The following is a 25,871-nucleotide window of genomic DNA, read 5'->3' as shown; positions in this document are numbered from 1 at the left end:
GGGGCCAATTGTTTGCGCGCCTTGGCCCCAGGGCTCAGCGGCGGCAGGCGTACCTTTGGCCCAACACCGCCGGCCGCAGGCCCTAGCGCAACACCGCGTTGGCTGGCATGCTAGCGCGCCAAACCGTCCTATTGCCTGGTGCCCTTCCATGAGTTTTGCCATTGCCTTTGCCGCCTTCAGCAAGAGCTTTTTGCTGGTGGTCGCCACCATGCTGCCGATCCTGAACCCCGTGAGTGTCTCGGCCATCTTCCTGACGCTGACCGAAGGGGCCTCCAACGCCACCCGCCGCAGCATCGCCACCCGCATCGCCGTCAATGTGACCTTGCTGCTGATCTTTTTCATGCTGGTGGGCTCCTACCTGCTCGAGATGTTCGGCCTGTCCATCGATGTCGTCCGGCTGGGCGGCGGCCTGCTCGTCTCCGTCATTGGCTGGAACATGATCAACACCAACTCCACCGAAGGGCGCACCGAGAAGCTGGCCGAGGCCTTCACACCCGAGATGGCACGCCGCCGCGCGTTCTACCCGCTGACCTTCCCGCTCACCTATGGCCCGGGCAGCCTGGCGGCCACGATCACGATCGGCGTGAGCCTGCTCGACCGCAGCTCGCCAGGCATCACCGTGGTCAACGTCATGGGGGCGGCGGTCGGCAGCCTGGTGGTGGGCATCATCTTGCTGCTGTGTAACCGTTATGCCGACAAGCTGCTCAAACCCCTTGGCGAGACCGGCACGATTGTGTTTCTGCGCATCTCCGCGTTCATCCTGCTGTGCCTGGGCATACAGATCGCCTGGAGCGGGCTGAGCAACCTGATCAGCGATGCCATTGCCCATGGCGTCACCCAGGCTTATGAGCAGCGGCACTGAGGCATACATGGCGGTCTCGTCATTCGCCATGTCGGCCAATGCATAGGTGCCATAACACCTGCCCCAGGTGCAGCGCCACTTTTATTTTGATAGCATGCCAGGCTACTGGCTTGCCCGCTCCTGCGTCTGTGGCCCCATCCAAGACGCGAACCCCGACACCATGACCCATTGCTCATCTTCCTCTTTGTGGCGCAACGGCCTGGCGCTTGCGCTGGCTGCCGTGCTGGCAGCGCCCGCCCTGGCCCAGGCACCGTTGCTACAGGCGGCCACCCCGCTCGCAGCCGAGGCCGCCGGGCCAGCGCCCACGGCATCAGCGACGCCTGCAGCCGCCAACCAGCTCCCTGCGGCTGCCGCCGATGCTCCCCCGCCCTCGCCCGATGCCCAGCAAGCCTATATGGCCGCACGCGACAAGCTGGTGCAGATCCGCACCTTGCGCCGCCAGACCAATACGCAAAGCAGCACCGGCTCGGGCTTTTTTGTCTCCGAGGACGGCCTGCTGATCACCAACTACCACGTCGTCAGCCAGCTGGCGCTGGAGCCAGAACGCCACCGCGCGGTGCTGGTCTCGGTCAGCGGCCAGGAGGCACCGGTGCAGCTCCTGGCCATCGATGTGCTGCATGACCTGGCGCTGCTGCGCGTGGCCCCGGCCAAGGACAGCAGCGCAGGCGCAGAAGGGGCCACGGAGCGCCACTACAGCGCGCTGCCGCTGCGCCCCAGCAGCCGGCCGCTGAGCGGGGGCGAGCGCATCTTCTCGCTGGGCAACCCGCTTGATGTCGGCTTTGCGATCACCGAGGGCACCTACAACGGCCTGGTGCAGCGCAGCTTCTACCCGCGCATCTTTTTTGGCGGCACCTTGAACCCGGGCATGAGCGGTGGCCCGGCCATCGACACCCAGGGCCGTGTGGTCGGCGTCAATGTCGCCAAGCAACTGGGCGCCGAGCAGCTGAGCTTTCTGGTGCCGGTGGAGTTTGTCGAGCAGTTGCTCGCCCAGGGCCGCGAGGCCTCACCGGTCAAGGGCGCCATGCATGCCGAAGTCACGCGCCAGCTGATGGCGCACCAGAAGGACCTGGTCGACCGGGTGCTGAGCGGCAGCAGCCGCACAGAGCGCTATGGCCCCTACCGCGTGCCCGTGCCGTCCGAGACGCTGGCGCGCTGCTGGGGCGACGGCCGCGAGCGGCGCAGCGAATCGCTGTTTGATTTTGAGCGCAGCCAATGCCGCATCGACAGCGAAGTCTTCACCGGTGACGGCGATGTCGGCGGCCTGGGCATGCGCTACGAGGCCTATGACGCGCCGCGCCTGAGCCCCTGGCAGTTTGCGCACACCTATGGCGCCAGCTTTGCCAATGAGCCGATGCGCAAGCGCGGCAACCGCGTGCGCACCGGCTATGAATGCCGCGAGGATTTTGTCGCGGGCGACGCCAAGCTGCCGCTGCGCGCCGTCGTCTGCATGGCCGCCTACCGCAAGTTCAGCGGCCTCTATGACCTGACCGTGCTGGCCGTCTCGGTGGACCAGCCGCGCCAGGGCGTGCTCGGCCGCCTCAACGTCAGCGCCGTGAGTTTTGACAATGCCCAGCGCCTGGCCCGCCAGTATCTGCAAGGCTTCTCCAGCGAGGCCGCCCAATGAGCCAGCACGACTACCCCGAATTGACCGACATCGCCCCCGACCACGAAGAAGCCAGCACCCAGGCACCACCCCTGGCGCAGGAGCCCGAAGGCGCCGTGCTGGAGCTCGTTGAGCGCGGCCACCGCTTGGCCATGGCCTTGCCGGTGTTTGCCTGGCCCTGCACCATCGGCCGGGCCGCCACCAATGACCTGGTGCTGACGGACCCCAGCATTGGTCCCAGCCATGTGCGCCTGCACCAACCGCAAGCAGGCCATTACGACGTCGAGGTGTTGGACAGCACCAATGGCGTTTGGCACGGCCGGCGCCACTACCAGGCCGGTGAGCGATTTGCTTGGCAGCCCGGCCAGCGCCTGACGCTGGGCCGGGGCGTGCAGCTGAACCTGCGCAGCACCGCCCAGCCGCTGCCCGCCACCCAGCGCTGGCGCCCGTTTTCACGCGCCCAAGGGCTGCTGACGGCCATGGCCCTGGTGCTGCTGGTGCTGCTGTCAGCCTGGACCACCTGGCTGGGTGCCACCGAAACTGGGGCGCTGGCCCGCCAGTTGCCCGCCATCTTGCTGTGGATGCTGGGCGGCCTGCTGGTCTGGGCACTGGGCTGGTCGCTGATGGGCAAGCTGTTCACCGGGGTGACGGGCTTTTGGCGCCATGTCTGCATCGCCTCGGTCGGCATGGTCGCCATGGCCTTGCTCGATGTGCTGCTGTCGGTAACAGGCTTTGCGCTGTCCTGGCCGCTGCTCAGCCGCTTTGCCAGCCTGGCGTCCTTCAGCTTGATGGCTGTGGTCATCTGGCTCCACCTGCGCGCGGCCACCCTGGTGTCGGCCCGTACCTTGGCACTGGCCGTTGGCGGCCTGCTGGTGCTGGGCGTGGGCGCCAAGCTGGGCCTGCAGTGGCAGACGCAAAAGCGCCTGGGCGACAACCTGTACATGTCCACCATGCTGCCGCCTGAGTGGCGCTGGGCGCCCACCACCTCGGTGGACCAGTTCATGCAAGGCACTGACAGCATGCGCGAGCAGCTGCAAAACCGCAGCCAGCTGGAAAAGGACGACGACGAGGAAGGCGACGACAGCGGTCTCGATTGAGCAAGGGGAGCGGCGGGGCAAGCCGCAGCCCGTGACTGACAAACCGGCGGCGGCCCGCTAGCATCGAGGAACTCGACCTGATTCCCGAAGGACCAAGATGCAGTACCGCCAGCTGGGCGCCAGCCCCCTCCAAGTCTCCGCCCTGTGCCTGGGCACGATGATGTTCGCCGACCAGACCGACCTCCAGGAGGCGGCCGCCATCGTGGCCGATGCGCGCGCCCAGGGCGTCAACTTCATCGACACCGCCGATATCTACAGCAAGGGCGAATCCGAGCGCATGGTCGGCCAGCTGCTGCAAGGCCAGCGCGATGACTGGGTGCTGGCCACCAAGCTGGGCAACGCCATGGGCAGCGGGCCCAACCAAGGCTATTACTCGCGCGCCTGGATGCTGCGCGAGGTCGAGGCCAGCCTGCGCCGCCTGCAGACCGACCGCATCGACATCCTCTACCTGCACCGCGACCGCGCCGGCCTGCAGCTGCATGAGCCCCTGTATGCCCTCAAGCAGCTGATCGACAGCGGCAAGATTCTGTACTGGGGCCTGTCCAACTTTCGCGGCTGGCGCATTGTCGAAGCGGTCTACACCGCGCGCGAGATCGGCCTGCCACCGCCCGTCGTCTGCCAGCCCTACTACAACCTGCTCAACCGCATGCCCGAGACCGACATCCTGCCCGCCTGCGCGCAGTTCGGCATCGGCGTTGTGCCCTTCAGCCCCATTGCGCGGGGCGTGCTCAGCGGCAAGTACCAGCCCGGCATGGCGCCGCCCCAAGACAGCCGCGCCGGCCGCCAGGATGCCCGCATCCTGCAGACCGAGTTCCGCCCCGAATCCCTCTTGATCGCCCAGCAGGTGCAGCAGCACGCCGAGCAGCAAGGCATCAGCGCCGCGCAGTTCGCCACCGCCTGGGTGCTGGCCCACAACGCCATCAGCGCGGTCATCGCCGGCCCGCGCACCTTGAAGCAATGGCAGGACTACCAGCCGGCGCTGAACTACCAGATCACCGTGGACGACGAGCGCCTGGTCAACGGCCTGGTCAGCCCCGGCCACCCCTCGACGCCCGGGTACAACGACCCGGCGCATCTGTGGCCCCAGGGGCGGCTGGCATAAAACGCCTCTCTCTGAACGCAGTCACACCGCGCAAGCCCAAGCCAGCCCATAGGGGAGCTGCGCTGGGCCATAGAGAAAGTGCAGCACGCGCCGGCGACTGCCGCCAGTCGCTTTGGAGGAGGCATGCAGCAGCAAGGGTCGCATGACCAAGGCATCGCCTTGTGCGGCAGGGCATGTCTTTTCTCCACGGCGGTCGCGCACCTGCCTGGCACGCGTGGCATCGATGATCCCCATGGCATGCGAGCCCGGCACCACCCGCAAAGGGCCGTCATCGGGGCCGCAGTCATCCAGATGCACACGCACAGCCACCAGCTGCTCCAGCAACTGCTGCGGCGCTTGCACAAAGTGGGTCCCACCCTTGGCCGACCAGCCCGTCAACGCAGGATGCTCGACCCGGGCCTGGACGGCAATTGCCAGGTCCTGGTGCAAGGCGACCAGCCAGTTGGTATCTCTGGATTTTTCAAAATACGTGCACTGCACCGCCCTATGGCTTTGAGGAATCAATGCCGCCAAGCCCAGGGCCGTGCGCAGTTGCTTGGATAGCCGCTCGCACCATGGCAAGGACAGCAGATGGCGCGCACCTGGGCCATCGCCGGTTTGGCCCCGGGGTGCCTCCAGCGTTGCGGTGCATTCGGCAGCAGTCATCACGCCATTGACCAGCGCGAAGCCATCGCGCACGAAGGCAGCAGCGGCCATACGCTCAGTCCAGCCCCCGCACCAGCGATATCGCCTCGTCCACCCGGTCCACCGGGTGGATCGTGATGCCCTCGATCGGCTTTTTGGGCGCATTGGCTCTGGGCACCACGGCGACGCTAAAGCCCAGCTTGGCGGCTTCCTTCAGGCGTTCCTGGCCGCGCGGGGCGGGGCGCACTTCGCCGGCCAGGCCCACCTCGCCAAAGGCGATAAAGCCCTTGGGCAGTGCCTTGCCGCGCAGGCTGCTGGTGATGGAGAGCATGACAGCCAGGTCAGCGGCTGGCTCGCCAATGCGCACGCCGCCCACCGCGTTGACAAACACATCCTGGTCGGCGCAGGCCACGCCGGCATGGCGGTTGAGCACGGCCAGCAGCATCGCCAGGCGGTCGCGGTCCAGGCCCACCGACAGGCGGCGCGGGCTGGGGCCGCCGTCATCCACCAGCGCCTGGATCTCGACCAACAGCGGGCGCGAGCCTTCCAGGGTGACGAGCACGCAGCTGCCGGGCACCGGCTCGCTGTGCTGGCTCAGGAAGATGGCGCTGGGGTTGTTCACGCCCTTGAGGCCTTTTTCCGTCATCGCGAAGACGCCAATCTCGTTGACGGCGCCAAAGCGGTTCTTGATGGCGCGCACCAGGCGGAAGCTGCTGTGCGTGTCTCCTTCAAAGTACAGCACGGTATCGACCATGTGTTCGAGCACGCGCGGGCCGGCCAGTGCGCCTTCCTTGGTCACATGGCCGACCAGTACCACCGCGATGCCGGTGCTCTTGGCCATGCGCGTCAGGTGCGCCGCGCATTCGCGCACCTGGGCCACCGAGCCGGGGGCCGAACTCAGCTGGTCCGAGTACATGGTTTGGATCGAGTCGATGATGACGATGGCCGGCTGCCTGCTCTCGCAGGTGGCCAGAATCTTCTCCAGCTGGATCTCGCTCAGCACATCGACCTGGCTGTTGTCCAGCCCCAGCCGGCGCGAGCGCAGCGCCACTTGCGCGCCACTTTCCTCACCGGTCACATACAGGGCGGGCAGCCCCTGGCGCTGCAGCGCATCCACCGCCTGCAGCAGCAAGGTCGATTTGCCAATGCCCGGGTCGCCGCCGATCAGCACCACCCCGCCTTCGACAATGCCACCGCCCAGCACCCGGTCCAGCTCGGCAATGCCGCTGGGCGTGCGAGCCACCTCGGTGGCCTCGATGGCGGCCAGCGGCGTGACGGCCTGGGCCTGGCCGGCGTAACCGGTGCGGCCGGTCTGGCTCAGGCGGTTCTTGCCGCCACCTGCCGATTCGGCGGCGCTCTCCACCAGGGTGTTCCAGGCATTGCAAGCGGGGCACTTGCCCAGCCAGCGCGGGCTGGTGCCGCCGCATTCGCTGCAGATGTAAACGGATTTTTCTTTGGCCATGGGGTGGACGTTTCGGAACAGACACCCATGGTAACGGCGAGCGCGGCGCGCGGCCGGCAAATCGATTAGCATCCCCAAGCGATACGGCAGGCGCCATGCGCTGGCGCAGCCGCCAACCCCCATCCAAGGAGCCCCATGAGCCAAGACCTGACCCTGTACTACGCCCCCGGAACCTGCGCACAGGCCGTGCTGATTGCCTTGCATGAGGCGGGCGCCGCCTTTGAGGCCCAGCGCCTGAACATGGCCGAAGGCGCGCAGCGCACGCCTGCCTACCTGGCCATCAACCCCAAGGGCCGCGTGCCCGCCTTGGTCACCCCCCAAGGCGTGCTGACCGAGACGGCCGCGCTGCTGTTGTATGTGGCGCAAACCCACCCGGACAAACAACTGGCGCCGCTGAGCGACCCGTTCCAACTCGCCCGTCTGCAGGAGTTCAACAGCTACCTGGCCTCGACCGTGCACATCAGCCATGCCCACCGCCCACGCGCTGCGCGCTGGGCCGATGACGACGCCGCACAAAAGGCCATGCAGGCCAAGGTGCCGCAGAACATGCGCGATGCCTTTGCGCTGATCGAGCAGCACTACCTGGGCGACAAGACCTGGGTGATGGGCGAGCAGTACACGGTGGCCGACGGCTACCTGTTCACGATGGCCGGCTGGCTCAAGAGCGATGGCGTGGATATCAACGAGTTTCCGCGTGTCGCCGCCCATTACGCCCGCGTGGCAGCGCGCCCTGCGGTGCAGGCAGCGCTGGCCCAGGCCTGAGACGCTCCCAGTCTCAAGGCTGGTACTCAGCCGGATCCAGGTGCTCGGCCGGCGGCGGTGGCGGCCGGGATACCCCTGCCACCGGCTCCCAGCCTGAGCCGTTCCAGTCATGCATGGCCGCTTCGCGCTGGTAGAAGCGGGCCAGCAGCTGGGCCCCTGCGGTACTGCAGGCCTGGCGAACAATGCCGGCGCTGTAGACGGCCTCGTAGGCCAGGGGGGGCGGTATCTTGCCCACCACCTGCAGCTCGGCAGAGCGCGGCAGCTCGCTGCGCAGCAGCAGGCCCAGCTCCGCATCGCCCCGCGCCACCAACTGGGCCACCTGTGGGCCAAATACCTTGATGCTTTTGGGCAGAGCCTGGGCAGTCAAATCCAGCTCGCGAAACAGCTTTTGCTCGATAAAGTCGCTGCCATCGGCCGACGGGTAGGCGATGCTGCGGGTGGCCTCCAGCATCTTCTTGGCGTCTTCCGTGTCCTGGAGCACCGGCACGGGGCGGCCGGCCTGCACGATGGCCATCAGCGGTGAACGCACCACATCGTAGAGGCGCCCCGGCCGCACCAGGCCCTGGGCCTGCAACAGCTGCAACACCGCGCGCGGCGCCAGCACCAGATCGACACAGCCCGCCTGCTGCAGGTACTGGGCCAGCGCCTGCGCCACCGCAGGCGACGCGCCGTAGCCGGGCTCGGCGCGGATCTGGGTGGGGATCATCAGCTGCCCGGCCAGTGCCCGGTGCACAGGCACAAAGCTCTCGGTCATCAGCAGCTGCACCGGCAGGCTGGCCTGGCCCAGCGCGGGTTCGGGATCGGGCTGCGGCGGCTCGGAGGCACAGCCCAGCAGCGCCGCAGCGGCACAAATGAGCAAGAAGGAGCGGCGAAGAGGCATCAGGCGCATGCAGGCATTATCAGACAGCGGCGCCGTAGCCCTCTCACCCGCCCGTCAATGGGCCACGTTCAGCAGACGCCAGTCGATGTAGTTGTCCGCGCGGGTCGGGATGCTGACCTTCTTGCTGGCCGCCCAAGGGGTGATCAGGTTGAACAGCGGAATATGCGAGATGGCCTTGTGCTCGTTGAGCAGCACCTTCTCGATCAGCTGGTTGCGCAGCTTCAGATCGGTCTCGGTCTTGACGCGCTCGATCATGGCATCTTGCTGCGGGTCGGAGAAGCGGCCCAGGTTGAAGTTGCCGTCGCCACTGCCGCCAGGCGAGCGCAACAGCGCCTGCAGGCTGTAGTAGGCATCGAACGTGGGCACCGACCAGCCCAGCAGATACACGCTGGCTTCGTAGCGCTGGATCATCGGGAAGTAGGTCGCAAACGGGTAGGTGCGCAGCTTGGCCTTGATGCCCACCTTGGCCCACTGGGCACTGATGGCCTGGCACAGCTGCTCGTCGCTCGGGTAGCGGCCGGCCGGGCAGGAGAACTCGAACTCAAAGCCATCGGGGTAGCCCGCCTGGGCCAGCAGCTTTTTGGCGCCTTCGGCATCAAAAGCCAGGCGCTTATCAGCTTGCTTGGTCCAGCCATTCACATGGTGGGCAATCAAGGTGCCGGTGGGCTGGGCCAGGCCGCGCATCACCACGCGCTGGATGGTGCCCATGTCAATCGACTGGTACATCGCCTGGCGCACGCGCACATCCTTGAGAGGGTTCTTGCCCTTGACGCTGGACTGGGGCAGCTCGTCGCGGAACTGGTCCATGCCCAGGAACAGGGTGCGGTCAGCGGCGGATTCGAGCACCTGCAGGTTGGGTGCCTGCTTGATGCGCTGCAGGTCGTTCATGCTCGGGTCGATGATGAAATCCACCTCGCCCGACAGCAGCGCGGCGGTGCGCGTGGCGTCCGACTTGATCGGCGTGTAGACCGCCTGCGTGATGTTGCTGGGGTACTGGGCCTTGCCCCACCACTGCGGGTTGCGCTTGAGCACCAGGCGCGAATCCTGCGACCAGCTGTCGAGCACATAGGGGCCGGTGCCCAGCGCATGGCGGTGGGCATAGTTCTCATCCTTGGCCTTGATGTCCTTGGGCACCTCGGACTGGTGCTGCACCGCCCAGGGCTTGCTCATGATGCGCAGCTCGGTCAGCTGGTTGACCAGCACCGGGTTGGGCACGTCCGAGAAGATATCCAAGGTGGTGGCATTGACCACCTCGATGCGGTCAATGCCCTGGGTGTAGACCACAAAGCCGGAGCTCTTGGCCTTGGCGCGCTCGAGCGAGAACTTCACGTCCTCGGGCGTCAGCGGCGAGCCATCGCTGAAGGTCACGCCTTCGCGCAAGGTGATGCGCAGCTGCTTGGGGTTGATGCGCTCCCACTTGGTCGCCAGCGAGGGCTCGGGCTTTTGCGTCTGGCTGTTGTACTCGACCAGCGCTTCGTAGACGGCGCGGTGTACCGAGTTGTTGACCCCAACATTTTGCGCATGGATATCCCAGGACGAGAGGTCGGCCGAGCGGGTCCAGCGGAAGTTCGATGCCTGGGCAGAAAATGCCATGCCGGCCACTGCGCCGGCGATGGCCAGGGTGCAGACGCTGCGCGCCCAGCCGTTGCGGCCTTGCAGATAAGTGGTGGGTTGCATCACAGATTCCTTCATTCCATGCAAAAAATCAAAACGCCGCACTATGGCAGTGCAGCCCGGCCGCGCCAACGATTTATTCGTTGTATCGATATGGGCCTGGTGCTGCGCATTTTCTGCTAGCGGCGGGCGGGCAGGCCAGTGTAACGGCCCCGCCAAAAACCAGATGCAGCCTAGGCCGAGGCACGCCAGGCCAGCGCAACTGCGCCCGCAGCACTGTCCAGATCCCAGAGCGCGATGCCGGCATTCCAGCCCTTTTGCCGGTGATCGGCTTCGGCCAGTGCCAGCCCGGCGCATTTGAGCTGGGCTTCCAGCCGCGCCCATTGCCGGGCAAAGCCGCGCTGCCAATCCATGCGCTGCAAGCCGGTCAGTGTGGCGGCCGCATCAGCCTCCAGATACAGCGCAGCCACCGCCGGCCAGCCAGCGGCATCGATATTGGTCTGCGCATCCCCGGGCGGGCCCTGCACATCGATGCCGATGGCGCCGCCTTGCGTGCAGGCCCACACCGCCAGCGCATCGGCATAGCTGATGGACAGTTGCCACCCTGGCAGCACCTGCCCGTTGCGCAGCAGCTGCGGCGCCTGGCCGGCCCGGCGCTGCACGGCCAGTTGCGCTGGCTCGCAGCCCAGCTGCGGCGCCAAGGTCTCGCCAATGGCCAGGTAGACGGCCTCGCGCATGGCCTCGCGCGGCAGCGCGCCTGATGGCGCTGCGCCCGCCATCACCACCGCCTGGGCCTGTACCCGGCCCTGCAGCGCTGGCGGCAGGGCCAGCGGCTGCCTGGTCCAGTGAAGTGCTAGGCCCGCCATGGCGCAGCAGGCGCGCCCTGCCAGCGGGTGCCGGCGGGCAGGCGCTCGCCCTTCATCACCAAGGTCATCGGGCCCAGCTGCACGCCATCGCCCAGCTCGGCGCTGTAGAGCACGGTGCAGCGCGCGCCCACCGTCACCCGCGCGCCAATCACCACGTCATCGACCTTCATCACCCGGTCTTCAAACAAATGGGTTTGCGGGCAAGACAGCGCATTGAGCTCGCTGTGCGCGCCAATGGTCACGCAGTCATGCTCGGTGATGTCGGTGGTGTCCAGGTAGGCGCTGCTGGCAATCTTGCTGCCCAGCAGGTTCATCGCCAGATTGAGCCAGGGCGTGCCGCGCAGGTAGCGCAAGAAGTTGGGCACCGCAATGCCTTCGTACATGCTGGTCGTCGCCTCGGACAGCCAGACAAAGGGCGTCCACATCGGCGCAGCCTTTTTGCGGTAGCGCCCCACCAGCAGCCACTTGAACAGCGCCACCGCCCAGAAGGCGCCCAGGCCAAAGACCATGCCGGCGACGGCCAGATCCAGCACCACCGCACCCCAGCGGCCCGCTGCTGCCAACGGCATGGCGTCCAGCACAATCGCATAACCGGCGGCAATCACCAGCGCATGGGGCGCGCCAATGCGGAAGGCCTCGACCAGGCCCCGGCCCAGCACGCGGCGGCGTGACGGGGCAAAGGTCAGGTGGTCGGGATAGCCCTGCACGACTTCGCGCGCAGGCAGGTTGATGGCCGGCGAGCCAATCCAGGTCTGGCCAGCCTGCATGTCGGCATTGCGCGGCACGGCCGACATCACCCCGATCAGCACCCCTTCGGGGATGGTCGAGCCATCGGGCACATAGGCACCATTGCCGATAAAGCTGCGGCGCGAGACCACCGTGGGCTGCACCGTCATGTAGCCGCCGTCGATGCGCTCGTCGCCCAGCATCACCGCATCGGCCACAAAGCACTCGTCGCCCAGGGTCAGCATATCGGGCACCACGCCCAGCGCGGTCGACAGCTCGGTGCGCTTGCCCACCTTGGCGCCCAGCATGCGGTACCAACTGGCCGAAAACACCGTCGCATAGATGCCGTGCAAGGTCGCCAGGCTCCCCTCCTGGATCTGGTTGGTGAGCCACTTGCCCAGGTAGCGGCCGCTGTGCACCGACCAGGTGCCCGGCTGCAGCCGGGGCAGGAACAGGTAGCGGATCAAGGCGGCCACCAGCATGGTGCAGACCACCAGCACCAGGCTGGCAGGCAGCGCCAGCACAAAGAACTTGAAAAAGCGCAGGATAAAGGCACCCAGCGCATCGACCGTGCCGTCTTCGAGCAAAGGCCGCACCGAGATCGCGTCCACATCCAGCCAATCGATCAGCAAAAACGCCGGGAACACCGGCATGAAGAACAGGGTCGCGATGCTCAGGCCACCCACCGCATAGACCAGCATCTCCCAGGCGCGCCAGGCGGCGCTGGGCCGCAGGCGCTCGGGCATGCAGCTGGTGTCAAAGTCCGAGACGGGCTGGGCCGGTGAGCCGGTCCAGACGCTGCGCGCGGGCTGCACCTGGCCGTCGCTCAGGCTCGACTGCCCTTCCAGATGGGCCCAGTCGCCCAGGCGGGTATTGCCCTCCAGCACCACATAGGAGCCAATGCAGGCATCGGCACCGATATCGACCGTGCCCAGCAGCAGCCAGCCGCCTTCGACCCGGGCATTCTCCAGGCTCACCACATTGCCCACGCTCGCTCCGGCGCCAATGCGCAGCAGATCCGGGGCGCGCACCGTCATCGAGCCCAGCAGCACATCGTTGCCGATCTTGGCGCCCAGCGCGCGCAGCCACAGCGGAAACAGCGACGAGCCGGTGATCATGCCCACCGGCACGGCTTCCACGAGCCGGTCGGCCAGCCACCAGCGGAAATAGGTCAGGCCCCAGAGCGGGTAGCGCCCCGGCTTGAGGCGGCCGGCAATCAGCCACTTGCCGGCCCAGGCCACGACAAACTCCAGCACCGTGGCCAGCGCAAAGGCGAGCACCGACACTGCAATGGCCACGGCAACCGAATCGTTCTCGTCACCGGTAAAGAAGTGGTAGGTGAAGAACGGCGCCAGCCATTGCGCCATCTTGACCAGCACCAGCAAAGGAATCGCCACCGCCTGCGCAGCGCCACAGCGCCAGCGGCGCAGCGCCGAATGCTCGCGGAAAGCGCGCGGCGCCGCAGCCGGCGCATCGTCCGCCACCATGCTGGCCTGCAGCGCCTGGGCAATCGCGCCCACGCGGCGCTGCTGGTAGATGGTGCTGACGGTGGCCTGCGCAAAACGCGCATCGGCGCGCAGCACCGAGGTCAGGCGCGCGGCAAACAGCGAGTGGCCGCCCAGGTCGCTGAAGAAATCGAGCGAGCGGCGGATGGGCTGGCCCGGGAACATCTGCGCCAGCGCGGCAAACAGCAGCGCCTCGGCCGGGGTCTCGGCGGTGTCCGAATCACCGCTGTCCACCGCGGCACTGAGCGCGGCGGCACGCAGCGCCTTGCGGTCGATCTTGCCCGAGGTCAGGCGCGGCATCAGCGCCAGCGCCTCAAAGCGGGCCGGCACCATATAGGGCGGCAGGCGCTCGGCCAGCGCGCTGCGCAGCGCAGCATGGCTGGGGGGCGCATCCAGCGACACATAAAAGGCCACCAGCTGGTCGATGCCGTCATCCTTGCGCAGCAGCACCGCCGTGGTGCCCACACCGGGTTGCTGGGCCAGCACGGCCTCGATCTCGCCCAGCTCGACGCGAAAGCCACGGATCTTCACCTGGTCATCGGCCCGGCCCAGGCACTGCATCTGGCCTTTTTCATCGATGCGCGCCAGGTCGCCGGTGCGGTAGAGGCGCGTGTCATGCGGCCCTGCCGGCCAGGGGTTGTCCAAGAACTTCTCGGCCGTCAGCTCGGGCCGGCCCAGGTAGCCGGCGGCCACGCCGGGGCCGGTAATGCACAGCTCGCCCACCTCACCGGCCGGCAGCCCCACCAAGCGGGGCGCGGTGCCGGCGGGAAAGCTGTCCGCCTCGATCACCTGCACGACCACCATGCTGTAGTTGGGCAGCGGCGTGCCGATGGTGACGGGCTCGCCCGCCTGCAGCTCGGCCAGGCTCGCCGATACGGTGGCCTCGGTCGGCCCATAGGTGTTGAACAGCTGGCGCGGCGCGGCGGTGCCCGAGCGCGCCCAGCGATCGACCAGCGCTTCGGGGCACATCTCGCCACCCAGGTTGATGATGCGCAGGCTGGGCACATCCTGCGCAAACAGCGCCAGCAACGTGGGCACGGCATGCAGCACGGTGACCTGCTGCTCCAGCAAGGCCTGCGGTAGCGCCTCGGGGTCGCCGGCAATCTCGCGCGGCGCAATCCACAAGGTGGCGCCCACCAGGTAGCTGATCCAGATCTCCTCGAACGACATGTCAAAGGCCACCGAGAAGCCCTGGTAGACCTTGTCACCCAGGCGCACGCCCAGGCGCGCATTCTCGCTGCGCAAAAAGTGGCAGATGCTGCCCTGGTTGATGGCGATGCCCTTGGGCTTGCCGGTCGAGCCGCTGGTGTAGATCACATAGGCCGGATCGCCGGGCTGGGCATTGCTGCGCCGGCGCAGCGGGGTGCCAGCGGGCAGCTCGGCCAGCAGGTCCAGATCGGTCAGCAGCGGGCACAGCACCTGGGCATCGCGCAGGCCCTGCTGGGGCGTGGCAGCGGCCATCAGCAGCGCCTTGGCACTGGCGTCTTCGAGGCAGGTCGCAATGCGCTCGGGCGGTGTCTCGCTGTCAAAGGGCAGCCAGGCGGCGCCCGTCTTGGCAATGGCCAGCTGCAGGCTGAGCAGCGCGATGCCGCGCGGCAGCCACAGGCCCACCATATCGCCCGGGCCGATGCCCGCCTCCATCAGCCGGTGTGCCGCACGGCTGGCGTCGGCATCGAGCTGGGCATAGGTCAGCTGCCGCGCGCCGGCCATCAGCGCCACCTGCTCGGGGTGGGCATAGGCGGTGGCCTCGAACACATCGGCCAGCACCTCGTGGCGCAACAGATCGGGGCGCTCGGGCCCCCGCAAAACAACAGTCTCAGACATGGCAGCAATACCCGGCAGATGCAGAAGGCGCAGGCGCACCGCCTTTCTGCACAAAACGCCCCAGAATGGGGCATTCGCGCATTATGCGGCGGCGCCAATGCCCGCCAGGCCGGGATCACCCCTGGCAAGGCCTGCCTGAGGGCTGGGCGCAACGCTTTGCGCCCGGCTTAAGCCCCGCCTAATCTGCGGCGGCGGGTTGCGCAGCGGCGCTCGGCAACACCGCATCAGCCGACCAGCCCCCGCCCAGCGCGCGGTACAGCGCAATCTGGTTGTCCAGCCGGCTTTGGCGCAGGTTCACCAGCTCGGTCTCGGCCTGGAACAGGTTGCGCTGGGCATCGATCTGCTCCAAGTAGGACGCATAGCCCGCCTCGTAGCGGTCCTTGGCATAACCCAGGGTCTGGGCCAGCACGGCGCGGCGGCGCTCGGCGGCCTGCTCCTGCTCGGCCAGGCGCTGCACGCCCACCAGCGCGTTTTCCACATCGCCCAGGGCCGACAGCACCGCGCCCCGGTAGGCGTAGGCGGCCTGGTCGCGCTGGGCCGTGGCGCTGTCGTACTGCGCGTCGAGCCGGCCGCCATCCAACAGCGGCGCCAGCGCGCTCGCGCCCAGGCTCCAGACATTGATGGGGTTGTATTGCAGCGCATTGACAAACAGCCGCCCCGCGCTGGCGCTGAGGTTGACCTGGGGCAGATAGGCGGCGCGGCTGGCGCGCAGGCTGGCATCGCTGGCGGCCAGGTTCAGCTCGGCCTGCACCAGGTCCGGCCGGCGCCGCAGCAGGGACGAGGGCAGCGCAGCGGGCACCACCGGCATCTGCAGCCGGGCAAAGCCCTGGCCGTCGGCCGCAGCGGTATCGCGCACGGCGGGCACGTCACCGGCCAGCAATTGCAACGCGTTGTACTGGCGCGCAATGGCCAGCTCCAGCGGCGGGATCTGGCCCTGGATGGCCTCGTACTCGGCCTGCGCCTGCGTCACCTGCAGGCGCGAGATATAGCCCACCGATTCCTGGTCCCGCGCCAATTGCAGCGCGGTGCTGCGGGTCTGCAGGGTCTGGCGCGTCTGGGCCAGCTGCGCCTCGCGGCCCAGCAGATCGACATAGGCCTGGGCCGTGGTGGCCGCCACCGTCAGCGCCACCGCATCGCGGTCGGCCTGGCTGGCGCGGTACTGCAGATCGGCTGCGGTACTTCGGTCACCCAGGCGGCCCCAGAGATCGGGCTCCCAGCTGGCCTGCAGTTGGGGCTGGACGGAGCGGCTGGTGGTGATGCCCGAGGTGGTCAAGGTGTGGGTGGCGCCCACATTGGCGCCCAGCGACAGGCTGGGTTGCAGCGCGGCATCGGCCGCCGCCAGCTGGGCGCGGGCTGCGGCCACTCGGGTGCCGGCCACCTGCAGGTTGGCATTGCGCGCCAGCGCCGCCTGCACATAGCCGTTGAGCTTTTCATCGCCAAAGGCCTGCCACCAGGCGGTGGGCACCGCCGCTTGCGGCCCGCTGGTGGCAGCAGCCTCGGTCTGCGCCCAGGTGCTGGGCACGGTGACGGCCGCATCGGTGGGCGCCTGGCGCAGTGCCGGCGCACAACCGGCCAGCAGCAGGGCCATGCCCAGGACCGTCAGCGTGGTGGCGGCCGAGCCTTGCAAAAACCGGCTGCGGGTCATGGCCGGTCTCCTTGCGCTGCGGCCTTGGCTGCGCGCGTGTCCACATGCACTTCGACGGACATGCCCGGGCGCAGGCGGGCGGCGAGCGGCTGGTTCGGGTCGATCGCAATGCGGATCGGCAGCCGCTGCACGATCTTGATGAAGTTGCCCGATGCGTTGTCGGCCTTGATGACGCTGAACTCCGAGCCGGTGGCCGGTGCCATCTGCTCGATACGGCCAGTCAGCTCGGCGCCTTCGAGCGCATCGACATAGAAGCTCGCCGCCTGGCCCTGCTGCATGTGGGCGATCTGGGTTTCCTTGAAGTTGGCCACCACCCACAGCTGCTCGGGCACCAGGAACAGCAGCTGCGTGCCCGAGGCCACATACTGGCCCAGGCGCACCGAGGCCTCGCTGATCTGGCCATCGCGCGGCGCACGCACCACGGTGTTGTCCAGGTCGATCTGGGCCAGGCCCAGCTGGGCTTGGGCGGCCTTCACCTGCGCTTCCAGGCTGGCGCGTGCCACCTGGGTGGATTTGATGCTCTGCTCGCCAATGCGGATATCGGCCTGCGCCTTTTGCACATTGGCCTTGGCCAGCTGGCTGGTAGCACGCGACTGGTCGCGCTCGCGCAGCGACACCGAGCCGCGCGCGGCCAGGTCCTCGACCCGCTGCAGATCGGCTGCCGCGCGGCGCGCTTCGGCGTCCACCGCCGACAGGCTGGCCTGGCGCGCACCCAGGTTGGCCCGGTTTTGCGCCTGGGTCTGGTCCGAGTTGGCCAGCTGCGCGCGGGCATTGTCGAGCTGCGCCTGGGCCTGGGCCACTTTTTCGGCATAGATGCGGTCATCGATGCGCAGCAGCACATCACCGCGCTTGACATGGGCATAGTCCTGCACGTTCACTTCCGTCACATAGCCGCTGACCTGGGGCGCCAGCACGGTGATCTGGCCGCGCACATAGGCGTTGTCGGTGCGCATCACGTCGGAGGCAAAGGGCGGCAGCTTCCAGGCCCAGAGCACCAGCAGCACGCCGGCCAATGCGACGACCGCCATGGTCAGCACCGCGCGGCGGCTGGGCCGGATCAGCTTGGCCGTCGGCGATGCTGTGGGTGCGGGGGTGGCTGCCGTAGCAGCGGCTGCCGACGCTTGGGCAGCCGATGCGGCGGCCGCAGCCGCCGTGGCTTGGGGGGCAGCGGGCTGCGCTGCGGGAGCGGGGGCCGCTTGGGGGGTGGGTTTTTCAGTATCAGCCATTGTTGTTGCTTTGTAGATAGGGATCGAAAAAGGGGATGGAGGTCAGACGGGCGCCGGCAGCTCACCCCGGCGCCGCGCCAGCCAGGCCAGCATGTGCTGGGGCAGCACGCGGTAGAACGCCCAGGCCAGAAAGGCCAGCGCCATCGCGCCAATCACGCGGAACACATCGTTGAAGGCGCGCACCGCCGCCTCACGCCGGATCACTTGCACCAGCTGGGCCTGGCTTTGGGCACCGCGCTGCACCGGGTCGGTGATGGTGCGGCCGAGCGACTGCGACTGCTGGGCCAGGCGCTGCGCAACCAGCGGGTTGGTCACCGGCATATCGGCAGCAATCGCCTGCGTGTAGAGCTGGGCGCGCTGCTGCTGGATGCTGCCCAGCAGCGCGGGGCCGAGCAGACCGCCCAGACTTTGGGTGACCGAGAACAGCACGACAAAGGTGACCATGTGGTCCAGCCCCTTGCCCAGCGCGCGCTGGATGCCGATCATCATCACCGGCCCCATGAACAGCGCCGCCGAGAACGCGATCAGGAACTGGCTGAAGAAAAAGTCATGCGGACGGCTCAGGCTGGTGGAGTGCAGATCCAGCCAGCCGCCCACGCCGATCAGCAGGATCGAGGTCAGGATCTGCGGCAGGATGGCCTGGGGGCTGAAGGTGGCAGCACCCACGATCACGCCCAGCAGCATGCCGACAAAAATGACGCCGTACAGCGCCTGCAGCTGCTCGGGCACCACGCCCATCGCGCGCAGCAGGCCGACCACGCCATAGTTCTGCTCCGAGATCATGAAACGCATCATGATGGCGCCGGCCATGAAGGTCAGCGTCGTGGGGTGCATCAGCCAGCGCAGCTGGATCAGCGGCGTGCGCCGGCTGTATTCCAGCAGGGCGGCCAGCGCAAACAGCACCAGCGACGCGATCAGCGCATAGGCCAGCCAGGGGGCGTTGAACCACCAGGCATTGACGCCCTGGGCCAGCACCGCGCACAGCAGACCCACCGCAGGCGCCACCAGCAGGAAGGTCACAAAATCCAGCGGCTCGAACACATGGATCTGCAGGCCGCGCGGCAGCTTGAGCACCACCACGGCGGCAAAGGCCATCAGCGCCAGACCCGCCTCGAATGCATACAGATGGGGCCAGGGGTTGACGTTGACCAGCGAAGGCGACAGCACCCAGGCCAGCGGCACGGCGATCGAGGACATGTTCATGCCCAGGATGAAGGCCGAGGGCACCTTGGAAGCCGGAAAGCCCTGCATCACATACATGACGGCCAGCGAGGTGGTGGTGGCACCGGCAAAACCAGCGACGGCCCGCACCACGATGGACATGGTGTAGCCTTCGACAAACACGTGCAGCAGCGCCAAGAGCGCATAGATGCCCAGGCCCCATTCGGCAAACACCCGCAGACCCAGCTGCTGGCGGCTTTTGAAGACCAGCAGGTTGGCCGTCACATTGACCATCACATAGGCCGCAGGCAGCCAGGCGGCCTCGACCGCTGTCAGGCCCAGCTGGCCCTGAATCGAGGTGAGGTTGGCCGTGACCAGGCCATTGCCCAGACCCCCAACCAGCCCGACAAACAGACCCACCATGATGTAGGCAATGCGCCGGGGCAGCGTATGCTGCAGCCGCGCGGGCGAGCCCGGCAGCACGGGGCGCTCATGCGTCTCCCAATCCGGGGGTTGCTCGACATAGCGAAAGGCAGGCGCGTTCATACCGTCTCCCTGGCATCCATGCGCAGGCCCTCGGTGATCAGCTGCCAGGCGCGGTCGCTCAGCTGCAGGCGCTCGGCCGGCGTGCGGCCGCGCCGCGCCGCGCTGAACATGCCCACAATCAGCAGCAGATCAGCGCCCTGCAGATCCTCCCGGCAGCGCCCTGCCGCCTTGGCTTGCAGCAGCAAGGGCGTCACCAGCGCCAACAGGCGCGCGCGCAGGTCGACGACCAAGGGGTCATCGAGCGGCAGCGAGCGCCAGTAATCGGTCAGCGGAACGGTCAGCACCGAGTCATGCGCCCAGAGGCGCAGAAACTCGAACAGCGCATCGGCATCACCCGTCTCACTCAAGGCATGGGCCTTGGCGGCCAGCCGCTCCAGGATATGGATCAGCAAGGCCCGCAGCAGCGCCGAGCGGTCCGCAAAATTGCGGTACAGCGTCGTGCGGCTCACCCCGGCGCGCTCGGCCACCACATCCAAAGCCACCGTCACCCCCTGCTCGGTAAACACATGCAGGGCCGCATCGAGCAACTGGCTGCGATGGGCCAGCGCATCACTGCGGGGTTGGCGTTCTTTGGTGGTCATGGGGTGGAGGCAAAAGAATTAAACGTACAAAACTGTACGCTAATTTTTTCAGGCCTGCACAAACCCTGAGAGCATCAGGGTAAACCCGTGGGTGGTTTTATTTATAGATTTGTATTTTTTGGGCTGAACACTAATATCTATGAATGCCTCGCCAAAATACGCCGCCCTCGGACTACCCGGAAATCGTGCTGCAGCAGATCAAACAGCTGGGCCTGAACATTGCGATTGCACGCAAGCGTCGTGGTGAATCACAGGCGCAATGGGCCATGAGGCTGGGCGTTTCGCAACCCACAATGGCCCGTATCGAGCGTGGGGACCCATCCGTGGCCATGGCGTCCTATGTGATGTGCATCTGGTTGGTCAATCCACGCAGTTCTTTGGCGGAACTGATTGCGCCGCAGCATGACCATAGCGCGCTGGAGAAAGAAATAGCACGCGTCCGGAGCAAGCGCTCACCCGACAAGCAAGCCAACCTCTACAGTGCAAGCGCAAAGGAAGCTCCACCAGACGCGGGACCGCCTGGCCAGGCGGGGTCAGCCATTTCCCCGCTGAAAAAAATGTCATCCACACAGACAGGCCCTGGCTTTTCCAGCATCCACCCGGGTATTGCAGCGCTGCTGAACAAATCCCACCCAAATGAGCCATGAGTGAACTCGCAGCCAGCATCGACCGCGACGCGCTCAGACGGCAAAGGCAGGCTTTTCTTTAAAGTCTGCGGGGCTGGAAGAGTCCTTCAACAACGAAGGCGCAGCGCCAACCCAGCCCTTGACGAATCTGCCTATTTTTGAGGCATCTCAGCGCCCATCCACGACCACCGGCACCCGTGGCGCCACCGCGCACATCAGCTCATAGCCCACCGTGCCAGCGGCCTGGGCCACTTCGTCGATGGAGAGCACCGTGCCGTTGGCCGCGCGGCCCCAGAGGGTGACCTCGCTGCCCCAGCCCGCTTGGGGGATGTCCGTGAGGTCGACGGTCAGCATGTCCATGCTGACCCGGCCGATCAGGCGCGAGCGCTGGCCGTCGACCAGCACGGGGGTGCCGTTGCCGCAGTGGCGCGGGTAGCCGTCGGCATAGCCGCAGGCGACGACGCCGATGCGCATGGGCTTGCCGGCGGTGAACGCCGAGCCATAGCCGACGGTGTCGCCGGGCTGCAGCTCCTGCACGCCGATGACCTTGGCCGACAAGCTCATCGTCGGCTGCAGGCCCCAGTCATCTGCCGTTTGCAGCGGGTAATCGGGCGCGCTGCCGTAGAGCAGGATGCCGCCGCGCACCCAGTCGCCGCGCTCGCTGGCCGACATACCGGGGTTGCGCAGCATCGCGGCGCTGTTGCAGATGCTGCGCTCGCCGGGCAGGTCCAAGGTGGTCTGGTTGAACAGCGCCATGGCCGCGCCAATGCCCTTGGCGGTGTCGGCATCGCTGAAATGGGTGATGAAGGAGATCTCGTCGACCTGGGGCAGCGCATTGAGCCGGGCCCAGGCCGAGCGGTAGCGCTCGGCGGTGAAGCCCAGGCGGTTCATGCCGGAGTTCATCTTCAAAAACACGCGGTGGGGCTGCTGGGTCTTGTGGGCGGCGAGCCAGTCGATCTGCTGGTCGCAGTGCACCGTGTGCCAGAGGTTCAGGCGCGAGCACAGCTCCAGGTCACGGGCATCGAAAACGCCTTCGAGCAGCAGGATCGGGCCGCGCCAGCCCAGATCGCGGATGCGCTGGGCCTCGGACGGCTCCAGCAGCGCAAAGCCGTCAGCGGCGCGCATGCCATCAAACACCTGCTCGATGCCATGGCCGTAAGCGTTTGCTTTCACCACGCACCACAGCTTGGCGTCTTGGGCCGCCAGACGGGCACGTGCCAGGTTATGTTGCAAGGCAGCAGTGTGAATGGTGGCTAGAATGGGGCGCGGCATGGCAAATACTCACAACAAGATTATGAAAACCCCTAGTATTCTGGCACCGTGCTTTCGCCCCTGCGTGCTATAACCTCGACTCCCTACACGCAGCTTACAAATTTCTCGCGCCATTAGCATCCCTTATCAGCCTCCCAACGAATGAAGCGCGGTTTCTACACCATCATGTCGGCGCAGTTTTTCAGCTCGCTGGCTGACAACGCCCTGTTTGTCGTTGCCGTCGATCTGTTGATCAGCGCAGGCGCTGCGGAGTGGCAGCGTGCCGCCCTGGTGCCCATGTTCGCGCTGTTCTACGTGATCCTGGCACCGTTTGTGGGCGCCTTTGCCGATGCCTACCCCAAGGGGCAGGTGATGTTCATCAGCAATGCGATCAAGGTGATCGGCTGCCTGCTGATGCTGTTTGGCCACCACCCGCTGCTCGCCTATGCCGTCGTCGGCCTGGGCGCTGCCGCCTACTCCCCGGCCAAGTACGGCATCCTCACCGAGCTGCTGCCGGCCAGCCAGCTGGTGCGGGCCAATGGCTGGATCGAGGGGCTGACCATTACCTCGATCATCCTGGGCGTGCTGCTGGGCGGCCAGCTGGTGGGCCCGCAGGTCTCGGGCTGGCTGCTGTCCTTTGATCTGCCCCTGATCGACACCCCCATTGATACCCCTTCCGAGGCGGCGATCTGCGTGATCGGTCTCTTGTACGCAGGTGCGGCCTGGTTCAATACCCGCATCCCGCGCACCAGCACCCAGCTGGTGCCACTGCGCCAGGACACGAGTCGCAGCATGTTCTCCAACGTGATGGACCTGCTGCCCGACTTCTGGCGCTGCAACAGCCGCCTGTGGCGCGACAAGCTCGGCCAGATCTCGCTGTCGACCACCACCCTGTTCTGGGGCGTGTCGGGCAATCTGCGCTATATCGTGCTGGCCTGGAGTGCGGTGGCACTGGGCTACAGCACCACCAAGGCCTCGGCGCTGGTCGGCGTGGTCGCCATCGGCACGGCAGTTGGCGCCATCCTCGCTTCGATGCGTATGAAGCTCGATGGCGCCACGCGCGTGATCCCGCTGGGCATTGCGATGGGCCTGCTGGTGGTGTGCATGAACTTTATCCATAGCATCTGGCTGGCGGTGCCGTTTCTGGTGGTGCTGGGCGGCCTGGGTGGCTTTTTGGTGGTGCCGATGAACGCCCTGCTGCAGCACCGGGGCCACAACCTGATGGGCTCGGGCCGCTCGATTGCGGTGCAGAACTTCAACGAGCAGGCCTGCATCCTGGGCCTGGGTGTCGTCTACAGCATGTTCACCCGCTTTGGCATGTCGGCCTATGGCGCCATCACCTGCTTTGGCCTGCTGGTGGCCGGCATCATGTGGTGCATCCTGCTGTGGCACCGGCATAATTGCAAGCAGCATCCGCAGGAAGTCCAACGGCTGCTGGACATTGCCCGCCACGACCACCACCACTGAGTGATCCGCCGGTGGGCCTCGCGCCAAGCCCATCCGCCCCTCCTGCATCCCTTAGAAAAATTGAAAGCGGACAGCGCCTGTTGACCCCAGGCGCTGTTTCACATCGCCCCATGCTCACCGCGCTGCCCTTTTTAGCCCTGATGACCAACGCCCTGATCTGGGGCACGATCTGGTGGCCGTTCCGCCAGCTGCAGGCCCTGGGAGTGCACCCGGTGCTGGGCACGGCCCTGGTCTACCTGATCCTGTTTTGCGGGCTGCTGCTGGTCAAACCGGCGGCAGCGGCCATTGCTCGGCGCCACCCGCTGCTGCTGCTGCTGGCCTTTACCTCGGGCAGCACCAATGTGCTGTTCAACTGGGCGGCCACCACCGGCGATGTGGTGCGCGTGGTGCTGCTGTTTTATCTGATGCCCGCCTGGTCGGTGCTGCTGGCCTGGTACTTTCTGGGTGAAAAGCCCAACAAGTACTCCATCCTGCGCCTGGTGCTGGCCTTCAGCGGCGTGCTGATCGTGATGATTCCGGCCGGCGCCACCTGGCAGAGCCTGACAGCCAACCTTTCGCTGCCCGATGCGCTGGCCATTGTCGGGGGCTTTACCTTTGCTGGCACCAATGTGGTGTTGCGCAGCCAATACCGCGTGCCGGGTGAGGCGCGCATGCTGGCCATGTTCTTTGGCGGCCTGGTCGCCGCCGGCGCCATGTCGGTGCTGGGCATCTCCCTGGGCCGCATGCCGGCCATGCCCGATATCGCCTGGAGCTGGCCGCTGATGGTGCTGGTCGTCGCTGTGCTGATCATGCTAAGCAACTGGACCTTGCAATACGGCGCCTCGCGCCTGGCCGCCACCACCGCAGCGGTGGTGATGCTGTCCGAGGTGGTGTTTGCCAGCGCGTCCAATGTGCTGATCGAGGGCACGGTGCTCTCGGGCCGCCTGCTGCTGGGCGGCGCGCTGGTGCTGTCGGCCTCGCTGATCGCGGCGCTGGAGTCGCGCCTGCCCTGAATGGTGTGACGGTGGGTTAGCGACTAAGATAGCCGCCATGCCCGCAACACCGCACACGATCCAGGACTTTGTTCTCCACGACGCCAGCGCCAAGCCCCTGCCGCTGTCGCGCTATGCCGGCCAGGTGGTGCTGGTGGTCAACACGGCCACCGCCTGCGGCTTTACGCCGCAGCTCCAAGGGCTTGAAGCCTTGCAGCAACAGTATGGCCCCCAGGGCCTGCAGGTGCTGAGCCTGCCCTGCAACCAGTTTGGCGCCCAGGCCCCCGGCAGCAACACCGAGATTGCGCAGTTTTGCGAGCTGAACTACCAGACGAGTTTCCCAAGCCTGGCCAAGGTGGAGGTCAACGGCCCGCACACCGACCCGCTGTTTGTCTGGCTCAAGGCGCAGGCCCCGGGCCTCCTGGGTGGGCGGATTCTGTGGAACTTCACCAAGTTTTTGGTGGCGCGCGATGGCCGCACGGTGCAGCGCTTTGCCCCGATGACCAAACCCGCCAAGCTAGCAGCGGCTATCGAAAAGGCCTTGGCTGCTTCTTAAATACCAAACGGCGCTCAGTCCATCAGCGCCGTCTCCAGCCCGGCGGCAATGCTGGCCAGGCCCGCAATCACACAGACCGCACCCCAGAACTTGCGCAGCCAGCGGCGCTTGGTGGTGCTTGTGGTGGTATCGGGCTTCATGGCGGTCTCCTTGCCAGGTCTCAGACGGTCAGTGTAAGCAGCGGCTGATTGGTGATCAAGCCAGCACATAAAAAAAGCTGTCCACGCTTTTAGAGCGCGGGCAGCTTTTTACTGGGCGAAGGCAGGATTTATTCAGCAGCAGCGCTGTCGTCGGCCTTGGCGGCGGCCGGCTCGGCCACCTCGTCCTCGTCCGCCGCTTCGGGGGCCGCAGGGGCTGCTGCCGGGCGAGCAGCAATCGCCTTGGTCTGGGCGGCGCGGTGCAGGTGGCGCTCCACGGCAGCCGGGTGCATGCCGTACATGTCGGCAAACTCGGCCACGCTCTTGCCGCTGGCGGCATGGGCGGTCGCCAGCGCCTCGGCCTTGGCGTCGAACTCGGCCACTTCCTGCATGGCAGCAGCGAGCATCGCCTGGGTTGCTTCATCCTTGACCTGGACCTTGGCCAGGAAGTCGTCGCGGCTCAGGTCCGATGCAATATAGGCCATGCCAATGCGGCGGCGCAGCTTGAGCTGCAGGTCTTCGCCGTCGCGCGGCTTGCGGCGGCGGAAGGACTCCACCAGCGCATGGAACACGTGCTCAGGCGCCATCGCCTCGACCACCTGGCCTTGCAGGTCATGGCGGGGCTGGCCCATGGCCACGGCGTTGAGGTAGCGGGTCGAGCGGGTATGCAGGCCCAGGAAAAAAAAAAAAAAAAAAAAAAGAAAAAAAAAAAAAAAAAAAAAAAAAAAAAAAAAAAAAAAAAAAAAAAAAAAAGAAAAAAAGAAAAAAAAAAAAAAA

Annotated in this window: 21 protein-coding genes and 1 pseudogene; 9 read left to right on the top strand and 13 right to left on the bottom strand. The window is 66.5% G+C overall.

The window, feature by feature from the left end:
* Nucleotides 1–148 precede the first annotated feature (148 nt).
* The 4 genes from DCO45_RS15845 (at nt 149) to DCO45_RS15830 (ending at nt 4,664) form a co-directional block, all read left to right on the top strand.
* A complete protein-coding gene (locus DCO45_RS15845) occupies nt 149–862 on the top strand; it encodes a MarC family protein (RefSeq protein ID WP_116926740.1) in 714 nt (237 codons plus the stop codon).
* A gap of 160 nt (nt 863–1,022) precedes the next feature.
* The gene (locus DCO45_RS15840; RefSeq protein ID WP_116926850.1) at nt 1,023–2,486 is read left to right on the top strand and encodes a serine protease; all 1,464 of its coding nucleotides are present in this window, start codon (nt 1,023–1,025) and stop codon (nt 2,484–2,486) included.
* A complete protein-coding gene (locus DCO45_RS15835; RefSeq protein ID WP_116926739.1) occupies nt 2,483–3,562 on the top strand; it encodes an FHA domain-containing protein in 1,080 nt (359 codons plus the stop codon). Before DCO45_RS15840 ends, DCO45_RS15835 begins: the two co-directional genes overlap by 4 nt.
* Nucleotides 3,563–3,659: 97 nt before the next feature.
* Complete coding sequence (locus DCO45_RS15830; RefSeq protein ID WP_116926738.1) at nt 3,660–4,664, top strand: aldo/keto reductase; 1,005 nt, start codon at nt 3,660–3,662, stop codon at nt 4,662–4,664.
* A 21-nt stretch (nt 4,665–4,685) separates the two neighbouring features.
* Here DCO45_RS15830 and DCO45_RS15825 read toward each other — a convergent pair whose 3' ends face one another.
* Together DCO45_RS15825 and radA are read right to left on the bottom strand one after the other, a co-directional pair.
* On the bottom strand, nt 4,686–5,360 hold the full coding sequence (locus DCO45_RS15825) for a phytanoyl-CoA dioxygenase family protein (RefSeq protein WP_116926737.1): 675 nt from the start codon (nt 5,358–5,360) through the stop codon (nt 4,686–4,688).
* Nucleotides 5,361–5,364: 4 nt separating this feature from the next.
* Nucleotides 5,365–6,750 (bottom strand): DNA repair protein RadA, encoded by a 1,386-nt coding sequence (gene radA / locus DCO45_RS15820; RefSeq protein ID WP_116926736.1) that lies wholly within the window; start codon nt 6,748–6,750, stop codon nt 5,365–5,367.
* 135 nt (nt 6,751–6,885) lie between these two features.
* Between radA and DCO45_RS15815 the strand changes: the two genes are divergently transcribed.
* The gene (locus tag DCO45_RS15815; RefSeq protein WP_116926735.1) at nt 6,886–7,512 is read left to right on the top strand and encodes a glutathione S-transferase family protein; all 627 of its coding nucleotides are present in this window, start codon (nt 6,886–6,888) and stop codon (nt 7,510–7,512) included.
* Nucleotides 7,513–7,525: 13 nt separating this feature from the next.
* On the opposite strand, the gene DCO45_RS15810 is transcribed toward DCO45_RS15815, so the two are convergent.
* The 8 genes from DCO45_RS15810 to DCO45_RS15775 form a co-directional block, all read right to left on the bottom strand.
* Entirely contained in the window at nt 7,526–8,401 is an 876-nt protein-coding gene (locus DCO45_RS15810; protein WP_116926734.1) for a substrate-binding domain-containing protein, read from the bottom strand.
* A gap of 45 nt (nt 8,402–8,446) precedes the next feature.
* Entirely contained in the window at nt 8,447–10,069 is a 1,623-nt protein-coding gene (locus DCO45_RS15805) for an ABC transporter substrate-binding protein (RefSeq protein ID WP_116926849.1), read from the bottom strand.
* Nucleotides 10,070–10,239: 170 nt separating this feature from the next.
* Nucleotides 10,240–10,872: a hypothetical protein gene (locus tag DCO45_RS15800; protein ID WP_116926733.1), complete on the bottom strand. Its 633-nt coding sequence runs from the start codon at nt 10,870–10,872 to the stop codon at nt 10,240–10,242.
* Nucleotides 10,860–14,927: a Pls/PosA family non-ribosomal peptide synthetase gene (locus DCO45_RS15795; protein ID WP_116926848.1), complete on the bottom strand. Its 4,068-nt coding sequence runs from the start codon at nt 14,925–14,927 to the stop codon at nt 10,860–10,862. The genes DCO45_RS15800 and DCO45_RS15795 overlap by 13 nt, the downstream gene beginning before the upstream one ends.
* A gap of 178 nt (nt 14,928–15,105) precedes the next feature.
* A complete protein-coding gene (locus tag DCO45_RS15790) occupies nt 15,106–16,572 on the bottom strand; it encodes an efflux transporter outer membrane subunit (protein ID WP_116926732.1) in 1,467 nt (488 codons plus the stop codon).
* Nucleotides 16,569–17,798 carry an HlyD family secretion protein gene (locus tag DCO45_RS15785; protein ID WP_116926731.1) on the bottom strand — a complete coding sequence of 410 codons (1,230 nt, stop codon included), beginning with the start codon at nt 17,796–17,798 and terminating at the stop codon, nt 16,569–16,571. Before DCO45_RS15785 ends, DCO45_RS15790 begins: the two co-directional genes overlap by 4 nt.
* 42 nt (nt 17,799–17,840) lie before the next feature.
* Nucleotides 17,841–19,505 carry an MFS transporter gene (locus DCO45_RS15780; protein WP_116926730.1) on the bottom strand — a complete coding sequence of 555 codons (1,665 nt, stop codon included), beginning with the start codon at nt 19,503–19,505 and terminating at the stop codon, nt 17,841–17,843.
* Nucleotides 19,502–20,086, bottom strand: coding sequence for a TetR family transcriptional regulator (locus DCO45_RS15775; RefSeq protein WP_116926729.1), 585 nt, complete (start codon nt 20,084–20,086; stop codon nt 19,502–19,504). The genes DCO45_RS15780 and DCO45_RS15775 overlap by 4 nt, the downstream gene beginning before the upstream one ends.
* A 143-nt stretch (nt 20,087–20,229) precedes the next feature.
* Here DCO45_RS15775 and DCO45_RS15770 point away from each other — a divergent pair, with 143 nt between their 5' ends.
* Nucleotides 20,230–20,733 carry a transcriptional regulator gene (locus DCO45_RS15770; protein WP_116926728.1) on the top strand — a complete coding sequence of 168 codons (504 nt, stop codon included), beginning with the start codon at nt 20,230–20,232 and terminating at the stop codon, nt 20,731–20,733.
* A gap of 147 nt (nt 20,734–20,880) precedes the next feature.
* On the opposite strand, the gene alr is transcribed toward DCO45_RS15770, so the two are convergent.
* Nucleotides 20,881–21,984, bottom strand: coding sequence for an alanine racemase (alr, locus tag DCO45_RS15765; RefSeq protein ID WP_116926727.1), 1,104 nt, complete (start codon nt 21,982–21,984; stop codon nt 20,881–20,883).
* 141 nt (nt 21,985–22,125) lie between these two features.
* Between alr and lplT the strand changes: the two genes are divergently transcribed.
* The 3 genes from lplT (at nt 22,126) to DCO45_RS15750 (ending at nt 24,957) form a co-directional block, all read left to right on the top strand.
* Nucleotides 22,126–23,430, top strand: coding sequence for a lysophospholipid transporter LplT (lplT, locus tag DCO45_RS15760; protein WP_021027614.1), 1,305 nt, complete (start codon nt 22,126–22,128; stop codon nt 23,428–23,430).
* A gap of 140 nt (nt 23,431–23,570) precedes the next feature.
* Nucleotides 23,571–24,422 (top strand): DMT family transporter, encoded by an 852-nt coding sequence (locus DCO45_RS15755; protein WP_342395168.1) that lies wholly within the window; start codon nt 23,571–23,573, stop codon nt 24,420–24,422.
* A gap of 37 nt (nt 24,423–24,459) precedes the next feature.
* Nucleotides 24,460–24,957 carry a glutathione peroxidase gene (locus DCO45_RS15750; RefSeq protein WP_116926725.1) on the top strand — a complete coding sequence of 166 codons (498 nt, stop codon included), beginning with the start codon at nt 24,460–24,462 and terminating at the stop codon, nt 24,955–24,957.
* 14 nt (nt 24,958–24,971) lie between these two features.
* Here the strand turns inward: DCO45_RS15750 and DCO45_RS23370 are convergent, their stop codons facing one another.
* Both DCO45_RS23370 and DCO45_RS15745 read right to left on the bottom strand, forming a co-directional pair.
* The gene (locus tag DCO45_RS23370; protein ID WP_269075791.1) at nt 24,972–25,097 is read right to left on the bottom strand and encodes a hypothetical protein; all 126 of its coding nucleotides are present in this window, start codon (nt 25,095–25,097) and stop codon (nt 24,972–24,974) included.
* A gap of 128 nt (nt 25,098–25,225) precedes the next feature.
* Nucleotides 25,226–25,771, bottom strand: a pseudogene (locus DCO45_RS15745) (ProQ/FINO family protein); the annotation flags it as partial.
* Nucleotides 25,772–25,871: the final 100 nt, after the last annotated feature.

It is taken from the genome of Comamonas sp. JNW, assembly GCF_003105075.1.
Taxonomy (GTDB): Bacteria; Pseudomonadota; Gammaproteobacteria; order Burkholderiales; family Burkholderiaceae_C; genus Comamonas; species Comamonas squillarum.
The sequence above is the reverse complement of the archived record's forward strand: the minus strand, read 5'-3'. Positions and strand labels throughout refer to the sequence as shown.